The organism is Cochlodiniinecator piscidefendens (assembly GCF_011326755.1).
GTDB lineage: Bacteria > Pseudomonadota > Alphaproteobacteria > Rhodobacterales > Rhodobacteraceae > Cochlodiniinecator > Cochlodiniinecator piscidefendens.
Map to the genome: position 1 here is coordinate 247,220 of NZ_JAAOIE010000001.1, position 20,651 is coordinate 267,870.

Below are 20,651 nucleotides of genomic sequence, written 5' to 3' on the forward strand. Positions count from 1 at the left end.
ATATACTCAAAATATCGGGGCGGTTTATGTCTTAGTGATATTAACCTAACGCATATCCGGCGCCCCGCACGGTTCTAAGTGGGTCTGTCCCACCAACCGTTGCCAGCGCTTTGCGCAAGCGCCCGATGTGAACATCGACTGTGCGGGTATCAACGTATATATCACGTCCCCACACCCGATCCAGAAGTTGCTCTCGTGACCAGACACGACCGGGTTTTTCCATAAACGTCGCTAGCAGGCGAAATTCAGTTGGGCCCAACTTCAATGGTTGTTTATCGCGGAACACTTTGTGGGTTTCTGAATCCAAAGTTATATCTTCGTATTCCAGAATTTGCCCAATCGTCGAAGGCCGTACCCGTCGTAACTGTGTTTTCACCCGCGCCATAAGTTCAGCAACCGAATAGGGTTTTATCACGTAATCGTCTGCACCAGTTTCGAGCCCACGCACACGATCTATTTCTTCAGATCGAGCCGAAAGCATAATCACGGGAACATTACGGGTTTCAACTTTGGTTTTCAGGCGGCGGCAAACCTCAATCCCCGAAACATTTGGCAACATCCAATCCAGCATGATGACGTCAGGCATTTCTTCTTCAACGAGAAGCAAGCCTTCTTCACCATTTTCTGCCTTTAAAACGCGGTACCCCTCAGCTTGGAGGTTATAAGCAAGTACTTCACGTTGTGCGAGCTCGTCTTCAACAACTAGAACAACGGGCTGTTCCAAAGACATTACTCATCCCCTTCCAAAATTGGGTTTTTTAAATAATCACCGGTCGCCTTAGGTCGGCTATCCTCGGGCAATTCACCCGTCACCAAATAAATGACCTGCTCGGCAATCGCAGTGACATGATCGCCCATGCGTTCGATATTTTTGGCGATGAAATGCAGGTGCATACAACTGGTGATGTTGCGCGGGTCTTCCATCATAAAGGTCAGGAATTCGCGGAACAGTGCGTTGTACATTTGATCAATATCTTGATCGCGTTGGCGCACATCTTCGGCCAGCTCAACGTTGCGCTGAATATAGGCATCCAACACATCCTTGAGCATAAGTTCGACTTCTTTTGCCATGCGACGGATCGCGCTTGGCGTGCCTTCAACAACAGGCATTTGCACCAAAACCGAGGTCCGTTTGGCAAGGTTTTTAGAATAATCGCCAATGCGTTCAAGATTACCAGAGATTTTAATAACGGTTAAAACAGTCCGCAGATCGGCGCCCATTGGTGCGCGCAATGCCAACAGACGCGCGGCTTCTTGGTTCACGTCTTCTTCTAGAGCATCAATTTGTTTGTCCCGTGCACGGACATCTTCAGCGAGTTCAAGGTCACGCGTTTCTAGGGATTTTGCGCTGTCCAGAATGGCCGCTTCGACCATCCCACCCATTTTCATGATAAGAGCTTGAATTCCTTCAAGGTCGCGATCAAAGGCAGAAGCAATATGTTGGTCTTGCATGATATCCTCGTTCAGCCGATCCGGCCAGTAATATAGCTTTCGGTACGCGGGTCTTGTGGGTTTGTGAAAATTTGTCCGGTTTCACCGTTTTCCACCAAATTCCCTAGGTGGAAAAAGGCTGTCTTTTGGCTGACACGCGCAGCTTGCTGCATAGAGTGCGTCACGATCACAACCGAATAATTCTTACGCAATTCGTCAATCAGTTCTTCGACTTGGGCCGTTGCAATCGGATCCAACGCAGAGCAAGGCTCATCCATCAAGAGAACTTCAGGCGCCGTCGCAATGGCACGTGCAATGCACAAACGCTGTTGCTGTCCACCAGACAATCCAGTTCCGGGGGCGTGCAAGCGGTCTTTGACTTCATTCCAAATCGCACCACGACGCAGCGATTTTTCGACGATTTCATCGAGCTCAGCTTTGTTGCGGGCCAATCCGTGAATACGTGGACCGTAAGCCACATTGTCATAGATCGACTTTGGAAATGGGTTCGGTTTTTGGAACACCATCCCCACTTTGGCACGCAACTGTACCGGGTCAACTTTGGTGTTATAAATATCTTCGCCATCCAAAAGAATATCACCAGAAACACGGCATACATCGATGGTGTCGTTCATCCGGTTGAGACATCTCAAGAAGGTCGACTTACCACACCCTGAAGGTCCAATAAATGCAGTGACGGTTTTGTCTTTTATCTCGACATTAACGTCTTTGATCGCATGCGTATCACCGTAATGAACTTGCACATTCTTAGCGGAAATCTTGATGTCTAGCGTATCCACGCTTCTCTCCATCACTCTCATATCATTCATTTTATCACCTTTCTTACCAGCGGCGCTCGAAACGACGACGCAGATAGATTGCGATACCGTTCATTATGACTAGGAAAACCAACAACACAATAATCGCACCTGAGGCCCGTTCAACGAAAGCCGGATCAGAGCGCTGTGTCCAATTAAACACCTGAACAGGCAGGGCCGTCGCGGGTTCACCAAACAACCCGCTTTCGGGTGTAAAGGCTGCCGGATATTCTTTGACAAAGGCCACCATGCCGATCAACAGCAAAGGCGCTGTTTCGCCCAATGCTTGTGCTAGACCGATAATTGTGCCCGTCAAAATCCCGGGCGCGGCCAAAGGCAGAACATGGTGGAACACTGCTTGCATTTTAGAGGCCCCGACCCCCAATGCAGCATCGCGAATTGAGGGTGGCACCGCCTTCAGCGCCGCCCGTGTGGAAATAATGATTGTCGGCAATGTCATAAGCGTCAGAACCAAACCACCAACAATAGGTGCTGATTGCGGCAAACCTGCAAAATTGATGAAGATCGCGAGGCCAAGAATACCAAACACAATAGATGGCACGGCCGCAAGGTTCGAGATATTAACTTCGATAACGTCGGTCCAACGGTTCTTGGGTGCGAACTCTTCTAAGTAGATAGAGGCCGCAACACCGATCGGTAGTGCGAGGCACAGCACCACAATCATCATGTAAAGAGAGCCAAGCATCGCCACACCCAGACCAGCGGATTCAGGTCGTTGCCCTGAGGCATCAGGTTCGGTCAAGAACCCAAAGTTAAATCGCGTTTCCAGAATACCATCCTCAAGGAAGGCATCCGCGAGCTGCAATTGTTCTGGGCTTACATTTCCATCAAGTTCGGCGATTTCAGCAGTTATGCGTCCCTTATAATACCCATCAATCCGGCCATTCACGAGAAATTCCATCGTGACAGTTCCGTCGACGCTATCAGGATTAGCCAGAACATAATCGCGCAAAGCGGCTGGGGCCGATTTTGAAATAATACCGCCCATGTCTTTTGCGCTTAGATCAACGTCAAAACCAATCGCTTCAGCATGTGCAACAACTGCATTGCGGATCAAAGGCGCATAACCAAAGGTCGAAACGGATGCCATTTCTTCTGGGTCGCGATTACCTTCTTTATCAAGCTTATCTGCCGGCAACGCAATTTCCAGCGTGATAAACGTCTGGCGAAAAGAGCCCGCACCATTGCCAACGATGGACACCACCAAAGCAATAAGCGCCAGAATGCCTACAGAAATTGCGAGAATACCATAGAGCTTAAACCGTTTTTCCGCACCGTTACGACGGCGTGTGTGTGCATCGGTTTTGTAGAGGGAGGATTTGTTCAAAGTATCGGTCATTCGTATTGTTCCCGGTATTTACGCACCACATAAAGCGCAAGCACATTGAGGCCGAGTGTGAAGACAAAAAGCGTAAGACCAAGTGCAAAAGCAACAAGCGTCTCTGGCGCAGAAAAGTCGGTATCGCCGGTAAGCTGGCTGACAATTTTTACTGTGACAGTCGTCATGGCCTCGAACGGGTTGATAACTTCACCAACCCCTGAACCGAGCTGCGCAGCAGATGCCCCCGCCCCTAATACTACAATCATAGTTTCGCCAATGGCCCGTGAGGCTGCCAGCAAGATCGCGCCAACGATCCCAGGTAACGCAGCTGGAACCACAACTTGACGAATGGTTTCGGATTTAGTTGCGCCCAGGCCATAAGATCCATCGCGCATCGCCTGCGGCACAGCGTTGATGATGTCATCAGACAGCGACGACACAAATGGGATCAGCATAATCCCCATAACAAGCCCTGCGGTCATAACAGACGACCCACTATCGCCAAGCCCGGACGGTTGCGCGATCCAGTCTCGCAGCAATGGGCCGACGGTGACCAAGGCAAATAAACCATAAACGATTGTTGGAATGCCCGCCAAAATTTCGATCAAAGGCTTCGCAATAGAACGTGTCTTTGGTCCCGCATATTCAGACATGTATATAGCGGCAAACAAGCCGATCGGCACAGCCACCACCAATGCGACAAAACTGATATACAGCGTGCCCCAAAGCAGCGGTAAAATGCCCAGATCAGACCCACCTCTGAAATCAGGTGACCAGACAATATTAAAAAAGAAATCTTTCAATGCGTACTGATCAAAGAAGTTCAGAGTTTCCAACAGCATGGACATCACGATGCCAACCGTTGTCAAAATCGCAATAGAAGCGGCCGCAATCAGCAATACCATGACCCAACGCTCAGTCAAATTACGCGCACGTACATCGGGTTGCGCTTTGGATACGGCCCAAAGGCCACCAATAACGCCAATTATCAGCATGCCGTAGCCAATGAAATCTGGCGCAATCAGCGCGCTTTCTGGATTTTCGGCAAAGCGCTGTATCAGCAACCCAAAAAGCATGAATGCCGTTGCGGGAACAAAAACGCTAAATGCGGCGTTCCAGCCATAAAATCCAGGAAGAGAATGCATATTGCGCGAGTCATTGCCCGCCGCGCGCATCACGCGTTTTTGCGACACCCAAAAACCGAGGGCTGCAATCGCGATCAAAGTCACCAGAGAAAAGAAAAGTGTCATTTGTCGGCCTAGACTATTCCAAGGAAAGCTGGGGTGCCCAAAAGCGCCCCAGCAATTGGTTTACATGTTGTCGCCGTTTGCGACTGCGTCTTGGGTCTCTGCAAGCTCTGGATCGGACACGAGGCCATATTCAGCCAACGGGCCATCTGGGCCTGCGATTTCGTCAGATACGAAGAACGAAGCGTATTCCTGAAGACCTGGGATCACGCCAATGTGGTCCGCTTTGATGTAGAAGAACAAAGGACGTGATACTGGGTATTCACCCGTTGCAATGCTTTCAGTTGACGGAACAACATCAGACATTGATGCAACCTGAAGGCGGCTTGTGTTATTTTCGTAGAATGCGAGACCAAACACGCCGATGCCTGCTGGGTTGCTTTCGATACGCGCGAGCGTTTCCGTGTAATCACCATCGATATCTACGGTACGGCCGTCTGTGCGCAATGCGATACACGCGCGTTCAGCTGCTTTTTTGCGATCTTTCGCGGTTTCGCCTTCAGCATGTTCTAAGAAGTAGTCAAAGTCACCGACAGCTTCGCAGCCAGCAAGGATAACATTGTCTTCGAAAACTTCGCGTGTGCCGTGCTTTGTACCCGGGATGAACGCTTGGATATCTTGATCTGGTAGATCAGCATTCACTTCGTTCCAGTTTGACACGGTGTTCTCAACAACTGCGCCGTCGATAACACGCGTGTCGGACAGCGCCATGTACCAGTCAGCTGGTGTAAATTCAAAAGCGTTGCCGTTGATGTCGGATGCAAAAACGATCCCATCATAACCGATGCGAACCTCAATAATGTTGTCCACACCGTTTTCAGCGCATGTTTCGCGTTCGCTGTCTTTGATCGGACGCGAAGCGTTTGCAATATCGATGGTGCCTTCGCCAACACCTTCACAAAAGTTTTTAAGGCCAGCAGAAGAGCCGCCCGATTCAACAACCGGAGTTGGGAAATCAAAGTTTTCGCCAAAGGCTTCTGCTACGATAGAAGCATAAGGAAGAACGGTTGATGATCCAGCGACCTGAATTTGGTCACGGGCGTTTGCAGCGGTTGCTGTTACGGCTGCAACAGCGAGAGTTGATACGGTCAATTTCACAAAAGACATTTTTTGCTCCTAATTGGATCGCGGCCTATCTGTTAGGCCTCGGCGCCGTGCTAATGCGCTTTGACAATGCTTTTGTGACAGGTGTGTAACGCTTTTATGACAAGCAGTTATTTTTAACGAATTGTTAGAAAATTAACTGGATGGCAAAAGAACTGAAAATGTACTTCCGACCCCTAACTCACTGTTAATTTTCAAAAAACCACGATGCCGGCTGACGATGTGCTTTACAATCGCCAAACCTAAACCGGTTCCGCCCATTTCGCGAGACCGATGACTATCTACACGATAAAAGCGTTCCGTTAGCCGAGGTAGATGCGCACGATCAATACCAGCGCCCTGATCTATTACATCAACACGCACCCCGCGATCACGAAGTTTTGCATGTCGCGAGACATCTGAGATCATGACTCTAACCGTCTTGTCGCGCCCACCATATTTTACTGCATTTTCTATGAGGTTGGTGAAGACTTGCTGTAATTGATCTCTATCCGCTTTGACCATCGGAGAGGAACATTGAACCCCCATTTCGATCTGCACATTTCGGCTATCCGACATAGGACGCAGAGCCTCAATCGCAGAACGCGTAAGATTCTCGATATTCACATCCTCGGTGGGTCGCATACGCTCTTCACCTTCGACGCGCGAAAGCGAAAGAAGATCCTGAACCAAACGATTCATGCGCAGCGCTTCTTTCTCCATAATCTCGAGGAAACGGTCACGCGCAGTCGAATCGTTCTTAGCCGCCCCACGCAATGTTTCGACAAAACCCAACAATGCGGTAAGCGGAGTTCTGAGTTCATGACTGACGTTTGCAACAAAATCTTTGCGCATTTGCCCTGCCGTTTCCAGTGAAGAAATGTCTTCAATACTGACAACCAACCCGCTTTCAGCACTCGGCGTAGCTGTCACTTTATAACTGGTTTCATCCGCTTGAAAGTGGCTATTTTCGCAGGTTCTGTTGCTAATTGCCTTTTCAACGGTCTTAAGCAATGCAGGTTGACGCATCGCTGAAACATAGTTGCGGCCTCTTAACCGCTGCCCCAACAGTTCTTCGGCTGCAGGGTTGATTTCAATAACAATTCCATTTTGATCGATGACGATAATAGGGCTTGGAATGGCAAGTAAGACGTCAGACAGTACCGGAGAAGACATTAGGGGTTCTCTTTGTGTTGCTCTCCTGCGATGATTTTTTTTGGCATGTTGACAAAAAGCTTTCAATCGAAGGTAGAATTCCTATAATTACGTCAGGTTGTAGCGTTCGAGTTTCACAAGTTTGTGTCACGTAAAAGTTTCATTGGAAAGAGCGATGCGCCAAAGCGACGAAAACACCATTATCTCCCGCAGACGAGGCCCCGCTAAATGAATTCAATTGGGGAATGCCAAAATGTACTGTCTCGGCGCATTATCGTCGTAGGTGATTTAGACAGTTGGAGAGCACAGGGTCGCGATCTTCCACAAGCCGATGAAATGAGATTCGCAGAATTTTCTGATATCAGTTCGTTTTTTCTAGCCCGCCATAAACCAGATGTCATTCTGGCGCCGCTATGCGCCAGAGGGTTTGACGCGCTTGAACTTACCAACCGATTGGCGAGTGAAGGATATCAAGGCGGGCTTAGATTCCTGGCGCCAGATATACCCGTGCCAGAAATTATATTAATGGAACTATCGCGTCTTGCACCTGATATCGAAATTAAACTGATCGAAATATCAAAGCTTCAGTCAATCGTTACCGAAACTGAGATGCAGACCACTTAGCAAACTCGTTTTTCTTTCAAACCATCCGTCAACACATCGCGAACGACCTGAAGGTCAACATCAGAAGTCACAAATGCGTCACCGATGGCACGGGCCATAATGAAGTTTAACTTTCCGTTCACAACCTTTTTGTCTTGCCCCATTAGTTCAATAAGAGCATCGGCATCAGGCAATGCACCTTCGATATCTTTGATATCTGTTTTCATACCCATGTCTTTGAGGTGCGCACGTACGCGGCTCGGGCTTTCCTGACTGCACAACCCCAGACGGGAGGAAACTTCAAACGCCAGCGCACAGCCGATGGCGACCCCTTCACCATGCAATAATCGGTCTGAGTACCCTGTGACAGCTTCCAACGCGTGGCAAAACGTATGCCCTAAATTCAAAAGCGCGCGATCACCCTGCTCTGTTTCATCGCGTGCAACAATATCGGCCTTCATCTGACAGGAACGGCGCACGGCTTCGATCCGTGTTTCGGCATCTCCGGACGCCAACTTCGGCCCGTTTTTTTCGAGCCACTCAAAAAAAGACACATCCCCAAGCATGCCGTATTTTACGACCTCGCCATAACCCGCCAAGAAATCACGCTGCGTGAGGGTCCCCAACAAAGAAATATCAGCGAGAACCAAAGTTGGCTGATGAAAAGCCCCAATAAGGTTTTTCCCTTGGGGGGCGTTGATCCCCGTTTTGCCACCAACTGAGCTATCGACTTGCGCCAGAAGCGATGTGGGGATTTGAATAAATCTTACACCGCGCCGCAAAACAGCGGCCGCAAACCCCGTGATGTCACCAATCACTCCGCCACCAAAGGCAATGACGACATCATTACGCTCGACTTGAGATTCAAGGAGCCATTCAACAGTCTTACTAAATTGAGGCCAAGATTTGGTGGCCTCCCCTGCAGGTAGAACCAGCGACACCATTTCGATACCGGCCTGGGCCAATCCGTCGCGCAACGTATTTAGGTGTATTGCCGCGACGTTTTCATCGGTCACAACCGCAACCTTTGGCCGTTTCAAAAAAGGTGCGATCTCCGCACCAGCTTGTTCAATCAACCCTGAACCAATGCGAATATCATAGGAACGTTCACCGAGCGCTACGCGTAGTGTTTCTGTCATATGGTTGTCTCCAACACCTCTGGTTTGGCCTGAAGCGCGGCAATCACCGCATCCGCCATATCTTCGATTGAGTATTCAGGTTTTGCATCTACAACAAGTGCGGCATTTTCGTAAATTGGAACACGTTGATTGTATATATCTGTCAATGTTTGCAGGGGATTATCGGTTTGCAACAAGGGTCGTGTGTTCTTATGGCGTACACGTTGCCACAGTAGATCCAAGTCCACGCGCAACCACAAAGCCATACCCTTTTCCTCAATAATCTCTCGATTTTTGTCGGACATGAACGCACCGCCTCCGGTCGATAGAATACCGCGTTCCTCTTCCAAAAGTCGCGTAATAACCTGACGCTCCTTTTCACGGAAAAACGGTTCACCATCGCGTTCAAATATCTCAGGAATATTCATGTTAGCAGCACGAACAATTTCTTCATCAGAATCTAGAAAAGGCACATCAAGTTTCGCAGCGACAGCTTTTCCAACAGCGGTTTTTCCCGCGCCCATCATCCCAACGAGCACTACAGTTTTTTTCAATAGCAAAGCCATACCGGCACAGTCCCGCGCATTTCTCAGTTTTCTTCACCTCAATGGCGTGAACTTAAGCAAAAGGCTATATATATAATTTAAAAGGCGGTAGAAACCGCATGGCAGGCAGGCAATGATAGGGGAACAAACCGATGGGGCGAATTATAAAAGCCGTTATTTTTCTGGTTGTTATCGGATTTCTTGGTGTAACCACTTATGCGTATCTTGGGGATATGTCCCCTGAACAAGTTGAAGTACGCGAAAGTGTGACCCTTGATTTTAACTAAAAGCTACATTTCCGGGCCGGTGTTGGCCGCCATTATGTCTAGTGCTGCTTTTGCTCAGGACCCAATGAGCGCAATCAATTGGTTGTCGCAATCCGTCGCATCTGAAGCAGAACGACCTCTCGAACAAGATATTGCCAACAATGCCACTGTAGAAACCATCACATCCCAGCCACTTGATGCCCCGGATTTAGATTCTATCGGACTCTTGTCGACTTCTGTAACGGGCCTTCCGGGCAGTTTATGGGTCAACAGCGAACCAGAAGAGATTGCGCGCCTTATTCGCACGTTTCCTCAGCAGGCCCTTCCCGCGTTAACCGAACAACTTAGAACGTTATTGCTGGCACAAACAGATCCTGTGCCAAATGGCCAAGGACAATTGTTGCTTGCTAGAATTGACGCGCTTTTGGCTTTGGGCGCGCTCGAAGATGCTTTGGCATTATTAGAGCACGCAAATCCAACCACGAACACCGCGCTTTTTCGCCGCTGGTTTGACGTAACTCTTCTGCTTGGCCTTGAGGATCGATCATGCCAAGCCCTACGGGAAAACGGTGACATTGCACCATCGTTTCAAGCACGAATTTTTTGCTTGGCTCGAAACGGAGATTGGGATGCAGCCGCGCTTACTTTGAATTCCGCTGATGCCTTGGGTTATGTCGAAGACGCAGATGCCGAACTGATTTCTCGGTTTCTTGATCCTGAAGGCTTTGAAGGCGCACCAGTTCTTACTCCTCCTCAACATCCGACACCGCTTGTTTATCGTATGTTCGAGGCCATCGGCGAGCCAATTCCCACACAGAACCTACCGCTTGCGTTCTCACACGCTGCGTTGCGTCCGAATATTGGCTGGAAGCCTCGTGTAGAAGCCGCAGAACGTTTGGTGCGCGTAGGCTCTATTCCCGCCAATCAAATTTTGGGCATATACTCTGAACGTAGCCCGGCGGCCTCTGGTTCGATTTGGTCTCGGGTTTCTGCCATTCAACGCTTTGATGCCGCTTTACAATCAGACGATCGCGCCGAAATTTCGCGTACCCTTCCTCTCGTTTGGCGTGAAATGAGCCGCGTCAACCTTCAGCGACCGTTTGCTGAGCTATATCAGGAGCAACTCGAAGGTCGTGACCTAAGTGCGCCTGCTACAGCGGCCTATATTCATCTTGCTCTCTACTCCAACAACTATGAATTGGTCGCGAAGACACAAACGCCACTCCATGGTGATGACGCGTTCCTTATGCAAATCGCGCAGGGGAATTTTGAAACAGCCAACGCCCAAACATCTGTGGAACGCGCGATAGTAGATGGGTTTTCAAATCAAGATTTCTCAGACCCCGACTTTGATATCCTGCTGTCTGAGAACCGAATTGGTGAGGCAATTCTAATCAGCCTGACCAATTTTGCTGCCGGCTCCGAAGGTGATTTAGAACGCCTTTCCACAGGAATAAACGGTTTAATGCGGCTTGGTTTGGAAGATACAGCGCGCCAGGCGTCGTTGCAGTTTTTACTTGTTCAGGATTTGTGACATGCCCAAACATTGGATATCTGCATTTCTTGAAGCTGCCGCGGCTGAACTGAACGCATCTGCCAATACTCAAGAAGCCTATGGGCGGGACCTGCTTAATTTCCATGATTGGTTGGCTGAGAAAAACGTCACATTCTCAGCGGCATCAACCACAGATATCGAAGCTTACCTTGTTTCGTGTGATGCGGAGGGATTGGCGCAATCAACCCGTGCGCGGCGGCTTTCGTCAATAAAACAATTGTATCGCTTTGCCTATGAAGAAGGGTTTCGCACAGATAACCCTGCCCTCAAAATTCGCGGTCCAGGAAAGGTTAAATCGCTTCCTCAAACGCTAAGTGAACAGGAAGTAGATGATCTACTGAGCGCAGCTGCAGAAATCGGGCGCGACAAAATAATGCGTTCGCGTAACACCTGCTTGATGGAGCTGTTATACGCTACTGGCCTACGTGTGAGCGAGCTGGTTTCACTCCCTGTTGCTGCCGTTCGCGGAAATCCGGATATGATTTTGGTACAGGGTAAAGGCGGCAAAGAACGCATGGTTCCGTTGAACCCTTCGGCAAAGTCCGCTCTGGTAAACTGGGTGCATGAACGTGATAGGATTGAGGAAGAGAAAACCGCAAATGGCGCGATCGCCTCACCATTTTTATTCCCATCCCGTGGAAAACTAGGTCATATCACCCGACAAAGCTTTTTTCTTTTGGTCAAAGAGTTTGCGCTTCATGCAGGAATTCCAAACGCGAAGGTCACACCGCACACTCTGCGCCACGCCTTTGCGACACATCTATTGGCCAGAGGTGCGGATCTGCGTTCTATTCAAACGCTACTTGGCCACGCAGATTTATCAACGACAGAAATATACACCCACGTGTTAGAAGAACGCCTACGTGAACTGGTTCTAAAACACCATCCTTTGACGAAAAACGAATAATTACAAATACTTGCCACGCAAGGTAAGTTGCATCAAACGAAACTTTTGCGCGAACTCAGACTGACCCAAACTGCCCTGCGATACACGATCTGGTTCTTTCAAAACTTGTTTCAATATAGCAGGCGCACACCAACCTGAACGCAACACCGCTGCTACATCTGCGCTAAACCGGCGCTTGGAGCCATGTGAAAGCCGATTCAATGCATCGCGCGCTAGGTCTTGAACACCTTCGGGACGACCATCCAATAGCGGGATGCGTTTGCGGGCAACTAAATCAGGAATAGCCACCAACCAATTTGCAACGCCACTCGCATATGCAACCGCACGAATGGCAACTTCATCAGTATCATGTGCACCAAGCGCTTTTGCTGCTGTCCACATCAAATGCCCGCTGGTTTGATCAATATGCTGGTCGAACGCCGCTTGGTCATTAAAAGGATCTTTGTATATATTCCAACGTCTTGCGAGAATCATTTCATCTAGGACATCAGCATTTATATCGTATTGGTTAATGACTTTAGCCAGCGGCGCGGCCACCTCATGTGCCCGAGGAGGCTTTCCCGCACAGATTTCTTCGACGGTGTCCCGCCAGAATTGCAAGCGCATCTCAGCTATCATCGCCTCTTCGGACATCCAAGGTGCCCGTGCAATTTCACAATTAAAGGCATAGAGCGGGAACAGAACTTCTCGCGCCACGATGCTTCCTGTCATGGCTGAAGCAAATCGGAGCGGATCTGAAGATGCCACCAATTCCGCGCAGGCTTGTAGTGTCATTGGTTGGCCCGATCGCGAATAAGTTTCCAGTTGATCGCATCAAGCAGTGCATCAAATGACGCATCAACGATATTGGCGGAAACACCTACCGTTGACCATCTTTGTCCATTGCCGTCTTCGCTATCGACAATAACCCGTGTCACAGCATCTGTACCGCCATTGGTGATCCGTACCTTAAAATCAACCAATTTCATGTCATCAATGTAGTGCTGATATGGGCCTAAATCTTTCGAAAGCGCCTTGGACAGAGCATTCACAGGACCGCTGTCAGTGCCGAATTCATCAACACTGTCTGAAACGGACATGACTTTTTCGCCGCCAACTTTTACAACGACCACGGCCTCTGACAGGCTAACCATTTCATTTTTCTTGTTTTTTCGACGTTCAATCGTGACACGGTATCGTTTCACTTCAAAGAAATCTGGCAACTGCCCCAATTCTTTGCGCGCGAGCAATTCAAAGGACGCCTGCGCCGTATCATAAGAATAACCCTGTCCTTCGCGTTCTTTGATCTTTTCCAGAATACGCGCGAGTGCCGGATCGCCTTTTTCCACCGTTAACCCAGCATCGGTTAGACGCGAAATAAGGTTTGAGCTTCCGGCCTGATTTGACATCGGAATTTGGCGCGCATTTCCAACGACTTCGGGATCGATATGTTCGTAGGTGCGCGGGTCTTTCAAAATTGCAGAAGCGTGCAGCCCAGATTTATGAACGAAAGCCGACGATCCGACATAGGGCGCGGATTTATCCGGCACCCGATTTAAAATATCGTCGAGCTTACGAGACGCGCGGGTAATCAATTTCAACGCATCATCGGAAACCCCAATTTCCAAAGTATCTTTGTAAGGAGACTTCAAAAGAAACGTAGGAATAAGCGTGATAAGATCTGCATTGCCGCATCGTTCACCCAGACCATTGAGCGTGCCTTGCACCTGACGCGCACCTGCATCCACCGCTGCCAGCGTATTGGCGACGGCATTGCCCGTATCATTGTGGGTATGAATACCGAGATGACTGCCGGGAATTCCGCTGTCGATCACGGCTTTGGTTATGTCTGACACTTCCGCCGGAAGCGCGCCGCCGTTGGTGTCACATAGAACAATCCAACGCGCACCCGCATCATATGCGGCGTGCAAACATTGCAGCGCGTAGTCTGGGTTTTCTTTATAGCCATCGAAAAAATGTTCAGCATCCAGAAGGGCTTCGCGGCCCTTGTTCACCAATAGGGTGATTGAATCGCGGATGCTCTCAAGGTTATCTTCTAACGAAATGCCAAGTGCGGTTGTGACGTGAAAATCATGGGTTTTACCCACCAGACACACCGCAGGCGTCCCAGCATTAACCACTCCCGCAAGGACATCATCATTTTCAGCAGACCGCCCGGCCCGCTTTGTCATGCCAAAGGCGGTAAACGTGGCATTGGTTTTCGGTGCTGTCGCAAAAAAAGCGGTATCCGTTGGATTGGCACCGGGCCATCCGCCCTCGATGTAATCAAGCCCTAAGTCGTCCAAAGTACGGGCGATGGTGACTTTATCCTCAAAGGAAAATTGCACCCCTTGGGTTTGTTGGCCGTCCCGAAGGGTGGTGTCAAAGAGGTATAGGCGTTCTTTGGTCATGTTATTTGCTCGCTCTTTGCAGCTGGCAGGTCTGGCCGAAAGCTTGATAGCGTCCGACGCTTTCCGTGGGTAGGAGCCGTTTCTTAAAAACGTCAGCACTCACAGGAGAGGTTCCAATTTTTCCATAGAAACAGGTTTGGGAGCTTTTACTTGCGCCCCATTTTTGGTGGCTTCAAGCATCAAACCAAGTGACAAAATTTCATCTCGAAGTTCGTCGGCCAGATTATATTGACCTTGCGTTCTAAGTTCCCACCATTTCCTTCCAACGCGAAAAAGCACACCCTTCTCGATCTCGGATATTCCGACCCAACCAAAAACTCCGATATTGGGACCAGTTTCATTCGTCCCCAGTAGATCCTTTTCATCTGTTTCAATGAAAAACCATAAAGCTTCGCTCTTGGCAGGATTAAAGCCCAGTAAAACCAAAGCTCCATGTAGCCGTTCCAACAGCGGCTTTACTTTCTCTGGAAAGTTTCTTTTTGAACGCGCTTCTTTTGCAAGATCATGTAAGTGATGTAGAGCCAAGGAGCCATTTATATCGTCGGCCAATGCCGAAACAAATTCATCTGCAACGATACCTGACCGAGTTTCATCCTCCCAATAGGTACGTCCCAAATCGGCCAAAAGGCGATAATAATTACTTAAGTGTTTGGTTGCTTGATCCGCCTTGAGTTCTGTCCAATTCATTGGCTTACGATAGTGCGTTTGTAAAAACACGTATCGAATAACCTCACCCGTAGTTCCTTGATCCAACAAGTCGCGCACGGTGAAGAAATTGCCGAGTGATTTCGACATTTTCTTTCCTTCGACCTGTAGCATTTCATTGTGCAGCCAGTATTGAGCAAAGGTATCTTCGCCGTGGGCACAGCAGCTTTGGGCGATTTCGTTTTCGTGGTGTGGGAACTGTAGATCGTTACCACCTCCATGAATATCAAAGGTTTCGCCAAGCAATTCAAAGGCCATTGCAGAACATTCGATGTGCCAGCCTGGACGCCCCTTACCCCATGGGCTATCCCAACCGGGGGTATTTTCATCTGACGGTTTCCACAGGACAAAATCCATCGGGTTGCGTTTGTAGGGGGCCACTTCGACCCGTGCACCGGCGATCATATCATCCACGGAACGCCCCGAAAGTGCGCCGTATTTTTTATAGCTGTCCACCGCAAACAAAACATGCCCTTCGGCGGCGTATGCGTGGCCTTTGTCGATCAAATCCTGGGACATGGCGATCATCTGTTCAATATACTGGGTCGCGCGGGGCATATGGTCGGGTTCGCGTGCACCAAGCTCTTCCATATCTTCGAGATACCATTTGATGGTTTCGTCTGAACGCGCGGCGATCAACTCTTCCATTGTGCCTTCTGCGCCGGCGTCTTTGCGGGCTTTGGCCGTTGCGTTGATTTTATCGTCAACATCCGTGAAATTGCGAACATAGGTGACGTGATCTTCGCCATAGACATGACGCAAAAGCCTATTCAACACGTCAAAAACCACCACCGGGCGGGCATTGCCAAGGTGTGCACGATCATAAACCGTAGGGCCACAGACATACATCCGCACATTGTCTGAGTTAATCGGAGTAAAGACCTCTTTTTTACGGGTCTTTGAATTGTGTAGCTTGATCTCGACCATGGCTTCCTCGCGCGCGTAATCCCGCGGCGGGCTTATCAAGTTACATCATGAAATGAAACACAAAGAACGGCCCGCCTGACAATGTCAGTGGGTAATACAGCAAATAATAATGGTGTGCGTTACGTTCATGGCGCGACTATAGCCCATTTTTTGACGTTGCCAAGACTTGAAATCAAATCTGCCCCGCGTAAACCTACATCCATGAGTAGAGATTTTGTAAACCAAATTTGTGCGACCTTCCCCAACGCTGAGGTAAACGACCCATGGGGTGGTGGGCATGATGCATGGAAAATAGGCGAAAAGATGTTTGCCTGCATCGGTTCAGTGGGCAACGGCGTTTCTGTGAAATGCGCAGATGTTGAAACGGCGCAAATGCTAATTGAATGTGGTCAAGCGGTCCGCGCGCCCTATTTTCACAAAAGCTGGATTCGGATTCCGTTTGAGACGTTAGATGATGACTTTTTAAAACAGCGGCTAGAAATTTCCTATTCTCTTGTCCGTGCAGGCTTAACCAAGAAACTTCAAGCCACTTTAGGGGTTTGGCCTTAAACAGCTTCTTTTGGTTTTCACCAAGCAGACGATTGACAAAGCTATCCCGCCGTGGTCGCGTGCGCTTCAAACAAGCGGTGCGAACTAGAGGAGATAGCAGCGTGAAGGTATCAAACAGGATTCAAGGTCTGACAGGTGGTGGCGACGACGGGTGGGGCGTTTTTTACAAAGCGCGCGCGTTAAAGGCCGCCGGCGAACCTATTCTAGAACTGACCATCGGCGAACATGATATTCGCACAGACGCAACGATTTTAGCCGCGATGAATGATGCTGCCGCAGGAGGTCATACAGGCTATGCTATGGTTCCGGGCGTACAAAAACTACGGGAAACTGTTGCAAAGCGGGTCCAGACCCAATCTGGCGTTAAAACCGGTCCTGAAAATGTAATGATCACCCCAGGGGGGCAATCCGCCCTATTTGCATCCCATCACGCGGTATGTGACGAAGGCGATAAAGCGCTTTATATTGATCCTTATTATGCCACCTACCCCGGCACGTTACGTGGAATTGGCGCAATCCCCGTCGCCGTTCAGGCACATGCCGAAGATTCCTTTCAACCCAAAGCCGAAGAAATTGCAAAGCTGGCAAAGGGTGCAAAATCCTTACTGATCAACTCCCCCAATAATCCCACAGGCGTTGTCTATAGCCGTGAGACCCTTCAGGGCATTGCCGATACATGCATCGCAAATGATCTATGGTTGATATCGGATGAGGTCTACGACACCCAAGTTTGGGAGGGCGAACATATTTCGCCGCGTAGCTTACCAGATTTGGCCGAACGCACACTTGTTGTCGGATCTATGTCCAAATCACATGCGATGACAGGCAGTCGCGTTGGTTGGGTTGTTGGCCCTAAAGAAGTGATTTCTCATCTCATTACGCTTGCCACCCACACAACATACGGCGTTCCAGGTTTCATTCAGGATGCCGCAGTGTTTGCTCTTACTTCTGGTTCCGAACTCGAAGAAAATATTGCAGCCCCTTTTGCAAGACGTCGCGAGATATCAAAAGACCTGATCGCAAAGCAGAACGTTCTAAAACTTATCCCCGCACAGGGTGCTATGTACGTGATGCTAGACGTACGGGCAACGGGCCTAAGCGGCATTGAGTTTGCCGAGAAACTGCTTGAAGAGCAAAAAATCGCGGTCATGCCCGGCGAAAGCTTTGGAAAAGCCGCAGGTGGACACATTCGCATTGCGATGACCATTGCCGACGATGATTTTGCAACTGCGTTTAAACGCATCATTGATTTTGCATCGCTACACTCACAGTAACCACACTGCTTAAACAAAGGCGCTCAATATATTTGAGCGCCTTTCAACTTTCTGATAATACCCTTAAAGCACTATAGTTTTTGGTCTGAGGTAAAGGGTGCCAAATGATACGTATGTTGATTTTTGTAGGGCTTCTGTTGTTCGCACCTATTTCCGGGTTTTCTCAGACTTTTCCAGAATACGATGATGTATATGTAAACGATTATGCGAACCTGATTTCAGCAGAAGACGAAGAGGTTCTCCAACGTACGCTGCAGATACTGAAAGCCGATAACGACATTGAGATGACCGTTTTAACAGTTCCCAGCTGGCGGGACTATCGCGGTGGGTATCCAACATTGGACCGTTTCGCGACTGCACTCTTCAATCATTGGGGCATAGGTCACAACGAACGTAATGACGGAATTTTGGTGCTTGTTGCCCAAAGCGAGCGCGAAATTCGCATTGAGCTTGGTGCTGGATATCCAGAATCCTATGACAGACGCGCTGAACAGATCATCGAGCAAAGCTTTCTGCCTGCATTTCGTGCGGATGCCTATAGTCGAGGAATACGCCAAGGCGTTTCGTCGTTGGTAATTGACCTTGCTAAACCTTTCGCAGAAGGTGCCACAACTCCACGGGGCGGGCATAACGGCAGCAATGGAAGAAACCCTGTTACCTTCTTGATTCCATTTGCGATTTTTGCAGCTTTTATTGGAGCAAAGAAGTTCCTTCCAAACTATCTGCGCCGCTGCCCCGCCTGTAAAAGCCGCGCAACGTTGCATCGCGAAAGCCGGACAATCCAAGAGGCGACTTCAACGATGGAGGGCACCCGCGAAATCCATGAACACTGTAGCCAATGTGGGTACGAAAGCGATTATTCAGAGAACATCCCGCTTCGTACGCACAAAAGGACCGGGCGTTCGTCTTTCGGTGGCGGATCATCAAGTGGCGGCGGTGCATCAGGACGCTGGTAACTCCCAAAAGCGACATGATGACGGAAACAGAACAGAAACGACGATTATAGGCTTTTATGATTCCCCTTAGATAAGGGAGAAACGATGACCCGAATGGATTGGATCATTGCACTGGTTGTGCGCACCATTGGTGCCGAACGCGGTCGCGCTGCGCGTGGACGCCCCATGGTTGGCATTTAAGCTTAACCCAACCATACTTCTTATATTATCTGAGATATAATCCATGTCTGAAAATACGTCCCGTCGCTCCGGCGGCCGCTCCGCTCGTCGTGCAATGCGCGCTGCTCCTCTTGCTGAACATATGCGTCCTGTACGCGCTGGTATGGAAGGCGGCACATTTGCACCCCTTTCCCCAGCAGGTGTTCAACGCATTCATGAAGCAGCACTCGATGCACTAGAACACATCGGCCTGTCCCAAGCCCCACAATCTGGTGTTGATGCCATGGTGGCCGCTGGTGCGATCCAAGGCGACGATGGGCGCCTTCGCTTTCCACGTGCTTTGGTCGAGGATATGCTCAGCAAAGCCGCCAAAGAAATCACCCTTTTCGGTCGCGACCCAAAACACGACCTGCATCTTTCTGGCAATCGTGTTCACTACGGAACTGCTGGTGCTGCTGTTCATATGGTTGACGTCGAAGGCCGCAATTATCGCGAATGCACGGTTCAAGATTTACATGATGCCGCGCGTATTTGCGACACCTTGGACAATATCAACTTTGTTCAGCGTCCTATGGTTTGTCGCGATATCACAGACAACTTTGAAATGGATATGAACACCATTTACGCATGTACATCCGGTACAACTAAACACGTAGGCACGAGCTTTACTGAGCCAGACTACGTTGATGGCGGCCTGGAAATGTTGCATATGATTGCTGGTGGCGAAGACAAATGGCGCGAACGCCCATTCGTTTCTAATTCCAACTGCTTTGTTGTTCCTCCAATGAAATTCGCAACTGAATCTTGCGAAGTAATGGAAAAACTCATTCGCGGTGGCATGCCTGTACTACTGTTGTCAGCAGGCCAAGCGGGGGCCACGGCCCCTGCCCCAATCGCTGGTGCAATCACACAAGCCGTCGCTGAATGCCTTGCGGGCATCGTCTATGTAAACTCAATCGCACCGGGTCACCCTGCGATCTTTGGGACATGGCCGTTTGTATCAGATTTGCGCACGGGCGCGATGTCAGGCGGTTCTGGCGAACAGGCCCTTTTGACGGCTGGTTGTGCACAAATGCATAAATTCTACGGCCTACCTGGTGGCGCTGCTGCGGGCATTGCAGACGCGAAACTGCCGGATATGCAAGCCGGTTGGGAACAAGCTATGTCCAACGTCATGGCAGGTTTATCAGGGCTGAATATGGTTTATGAATCCGCAGGGATGCATGCATCATTACTAGGATATTGCCTTGAAACGTTGATCCTGGGTGATGATTTGTTGGGTCAGGCAATGCGCTGCGTCCGCGGTATCGAAGTCGATGAAGACAGCGTAAGCCTCGAAACAATTCGCTCTGTATGTCTTGAAGGACCGGGTCACTACCTCGGCCATGAACAAACACTAGGTGTGATGCAGACAGAGTATATTTATCCGGCTCTTTCTGATCGTTCGTCTCCAAAGGAATGGGTCGAGCTCGGCAAACCTGATCTCATCAAAAATGCAATCGCGCGCAAAGAGGCTATCCTTGGGGAAGTTTCAAAGGCGCGCTTCAATCCTGAACTCGATGCCGAAATTCGCAGACAGTTCAAAATTCACCTTCCAGTGTGATTTGAACATCTGAATTCG

20 protein-coding genes are annotated in these 20,651 nt (G+C 49.5%); 8 read left to right on the top strand and 12 right to left on the bottom strand.

Annotated features, from left to right (window positions below; genetic code table 11):
* Nucleotides 1-40: 40 nt before the first annotated feature.
* From phoB to G9C99_RS01260, 7 genes are all read right to left on the bottom strand, one after another.
* Nucleotides 41-730, bottom strand: a complete 690-nt coding sequence (phoB, locus tag G9C99_RS01230) for a phosphate regulon transcriptional regulator PhoB (protein ID WP_166415635.1) — start codon at nt 728-730, stop codon at nt 41-43.
* Nucleotides 730-1,452: a phosphate signaling complex protein PhoU gene (gene phoU, locus G9C99_RS01235; protein WP_166415636.1), complete on the bottom strand. Its 723-nt coding sequence runs from the start codon at nt 1,450-1,452 to the stop codon at nt 730-732. Before phoU ends, phoB begins: the two co-directional genes overlap by 1 nt.
* 11 nt (nt 1,453-1,463) lie before the next feature.
* Nucleotides 1,464-2,261 carry a phosphate ABC transporter ATP-binding protein PstB gene (gene pstB, locus G9C99_RS01240; RefSeq protein WP_166415637.1) on the bottom strand — a complete coding sequence of 266 codons (798 nt, stop codon included), beginning with the start codon at nt 2,259-2,261 and terminating at the stop codon, nt 1,464-1,466.
* Between the two features lie 13 nt (nt 2,262-2,274).
* Nucleotides 2,275-3,609 (bottom strand): phosphate ABC transporter permease PstA, encoded by a 1,335-nt coding sequence (gene pstA / locus G9C99_RS01245; protein WP_166415638.1) that lies wholly within the window; start codon nt 3,607-3,609, stop codon nt 2,275-2,277.
* Nucleotides 3,606-4,841 (bottom strand): phosphate ABC transporter permease subunit PstC, encoded by a 1,236-nt coding sequence (pstC, locus tag G9C99_RS01250; protein WP_166415639.1) that lies wholly within the window; start codon nt 4,839-4,841, stop codon nt 3,606-3,608. The genes pstA and pstC overlap by 4 nt, the downstream gene beginning before the upstream one ends.
* Before the next feature lie 60 nt (nt 4,842-4,901).
* Nucleotides 4,902-5,945 (bottom strand): substrate-binding domain-containing protein, encoded by a 1,044-nt coding sequence (locus G9C99_RS01255; RefSeq protein WP_166415640.1) that lies wholly within the window; start codon nt 5,943-5,945, stop codon nt 4,902-4,904.
* Nucleotides 5,946-6,077: 132 nt separating this feature from the next.
* Entirely contained in the window at nt 6,078-7,097 is a 1,020-nt protein-coding gene (locus G9C99_RS01260) for an ATP-binding protein (protein WP_166415641.1), read from the bottom strand.
* Nucleotides 7,098-7,304: 207 nt separating this feature from the next.
* Here G9C99_RS01260 and G9C99_RS01265 point away from each other — a divergent pair, with 207 nt between their 5' ends.
* Nucleotides 7,305-7,700, top strand: coding sequence for a hypothetical protein (locus G9C99_RS01265; RefSeq protein WP_166415642.1), 396 nt, complete (start codon nt 7,305-7,307; stop codon nt 7,698-7,700).
* Here the strand turns inward: G9C99_RS01265 and aroB are convergent.
* Both aroB and G9C99_RS01275 read right to left on the bottom strand, forming a co-directional pair.
* Entirely contained in the window at nt 7,697-8,818 is a 1,122-nt protein-coding gene (gene aroB / locus G9C99_RS01270; protein WP_166415643.1) for a 3-dehydroquinate synthase, read from the bottom strand. The two genes, G9C99_RS01265 and aroB, sit on opposite strands and share 4 nt — an antisense overlap.
* Nucleotides 8,815-9,363 carry a shikimate kinase gene (locus G9C99_RS01275; protein WP_166415644.1) on the bottom strand — a complete coding sequence of 183 codons (549 nt, stop codon included), beginning with the start codon at nt 9,361-9,363 and terminating at the stop codon, nt 8,815-8,817. The genes aroB and G9C99_RS01275 overlap by 4 nt, the downstream gene beginning before the upstream one ends.
* Before the next feature lie 131 nt (nt 9,364-9,494).
* Here G9C99_RS01275 and G9C99_RS18570 point away from each other — a divergent pair, with 131 nt between their 5' ends.
* Genes G9C99_RS18570 through G9C99_RS01285 form a run of 3 tightly spaced genes read left to right on the top strand, consistent with a single transcriptional unit; the run spans nt 9,495 to nt 12,070 of the window.
* Nucleotides 9,495-9,629 carry a hypothetical protein gene (locus G9C99_RS18570; RefSeq protein ID WP_269434809.1) on the top strand — a complete coding sequence of 45 codons (135 nt, stop codon included), beginning with the start codon at nt 9,495-9,497 and terminating at the stop codon, nt 9,627-9,629.
* Nucleotides 9,616-11,142, top strand: coding sequence for a hypothetical protein (locus G9C99_RS01280; RefSeq protein WP_166415645.1), 1,527 nt, complete (start codon nt 9,616-9,618; stop codon nt 11,140-11,142). Before G9C99_RS18570 ends, G9C99_RS01280 begins: the two co-directional genes overlap by 14 nt.
* Nucleotide 11,143: 1 nt before the next feature.
* Nucleotides 11,144-12,070, top strand: a complete 927-nt coding sequence (locus tag G9C99_RS01285) for a tyrosine recombinase (protein ID WP_166415646.1) — start codon at nt 11,144-11,146, stop codon at nt 12,068-12,070.
* On the opposite strand, the gene G9C99_RS01290 is transcribed toward G9C99_RS01285, so the two are convergent.
* The 3 genes from G9C99_RS01290 to cysS all read right to left on the bottom strand — a co-directional run bounded on the left by G9C99_RS01290 (nt 12,071) and on the right by cysS (nt 16,092).
* Nucleotides 12,071-12,844, bottom strand: coding sequence for a squalene/phytoene synthase family protein (locus G9C99_RS01290; protein WP_166415647.1), 774 nt, complete (start codon nt 12,842-12,844; stop codon nt 12,071-12,073).
* Entirely contained in the window at nt 12,841-14,460 is a 1,620-nt protein-coding gene (gene cimA, locus G9C99_RS01295) for a citramalate synthase (protein WP_166415648.1), read from the bottom strand. Before cimA ends, G9C99_RS01290 begins: the two co-directional genes overlap by 4 nt.
* Before the next feature lie 99 nt (nt 14,461-14,559).
* Entirely contained in the window at nt 14,560-16,092 is a 1,533-nt protein-coding gene (cysS, locus tag G9C99_RS01300; protein ID WP_166415649.1) for a cysteine--tRNA ligase, read from the bottom strand.
* Between the two features lie 87 nt (nt 16,093-16,179).
* On the opposite strand from cysS, the gene G9C99_RS01305 reads away from it, so the two are divergent.
* The 4 genes from G9C99_RS01305 (at nt 16,180) to G9C99_RS01320 (ending at nt 20,633) form a co-directional block, all read left to right on the top strand.
* Nucleotides 16,180-16,641 (top strand): MmcQ/YjbR family DNA-binding protein, encoded by a 462-nt coding sequence (locus tag G9C99_RS01305; protein ID WP_331459956.1) that lies wholly within the window; start codon nt 16,180-16,182, stop codon nt 16,639-16,641.
* 101 nt (nt 16,642-16,742) lie between these two features.
* Nucleotides 16,743-17,915, top strand: coding sequence for a pyridoxal phosphate-dependent aminotransferase (locus tag G9C99_RS01310; RefSeq protein WP_166415650.1), 1,173 nt, complete (start codon nt 16,743-16,745; stop codon nt 17,913-17,915).
* Between the two features lie 104 nt (nt 17,916-18,019).
* Nucleotides 18,020-18,871 carry a TPM domain-containing protein gene (locus tag G9C99_RS01315; protein ID WP_166415651.1) on the top strand — a complete coding sequence of 284 codons (852 nt, stop codon included), beginning with the start codon at nt 18,020-18,022 and terminating at the stop codon, nt 18,869-18,871.
* A gap of 223 nt (nt 18,872-19,094) precedes the next feature.
* Entirely contained in the window at nt 19,095-20,633 is a 1,539-nt protein-coding gene (locus G9C99_RS01320; protein WP_166415652.1) for a trimethylamine methyltransferase family protein, read from the top strand.
* The last annotated feature ends 18 nt before the right edge of the window (nt 20,634-20,651 follow it).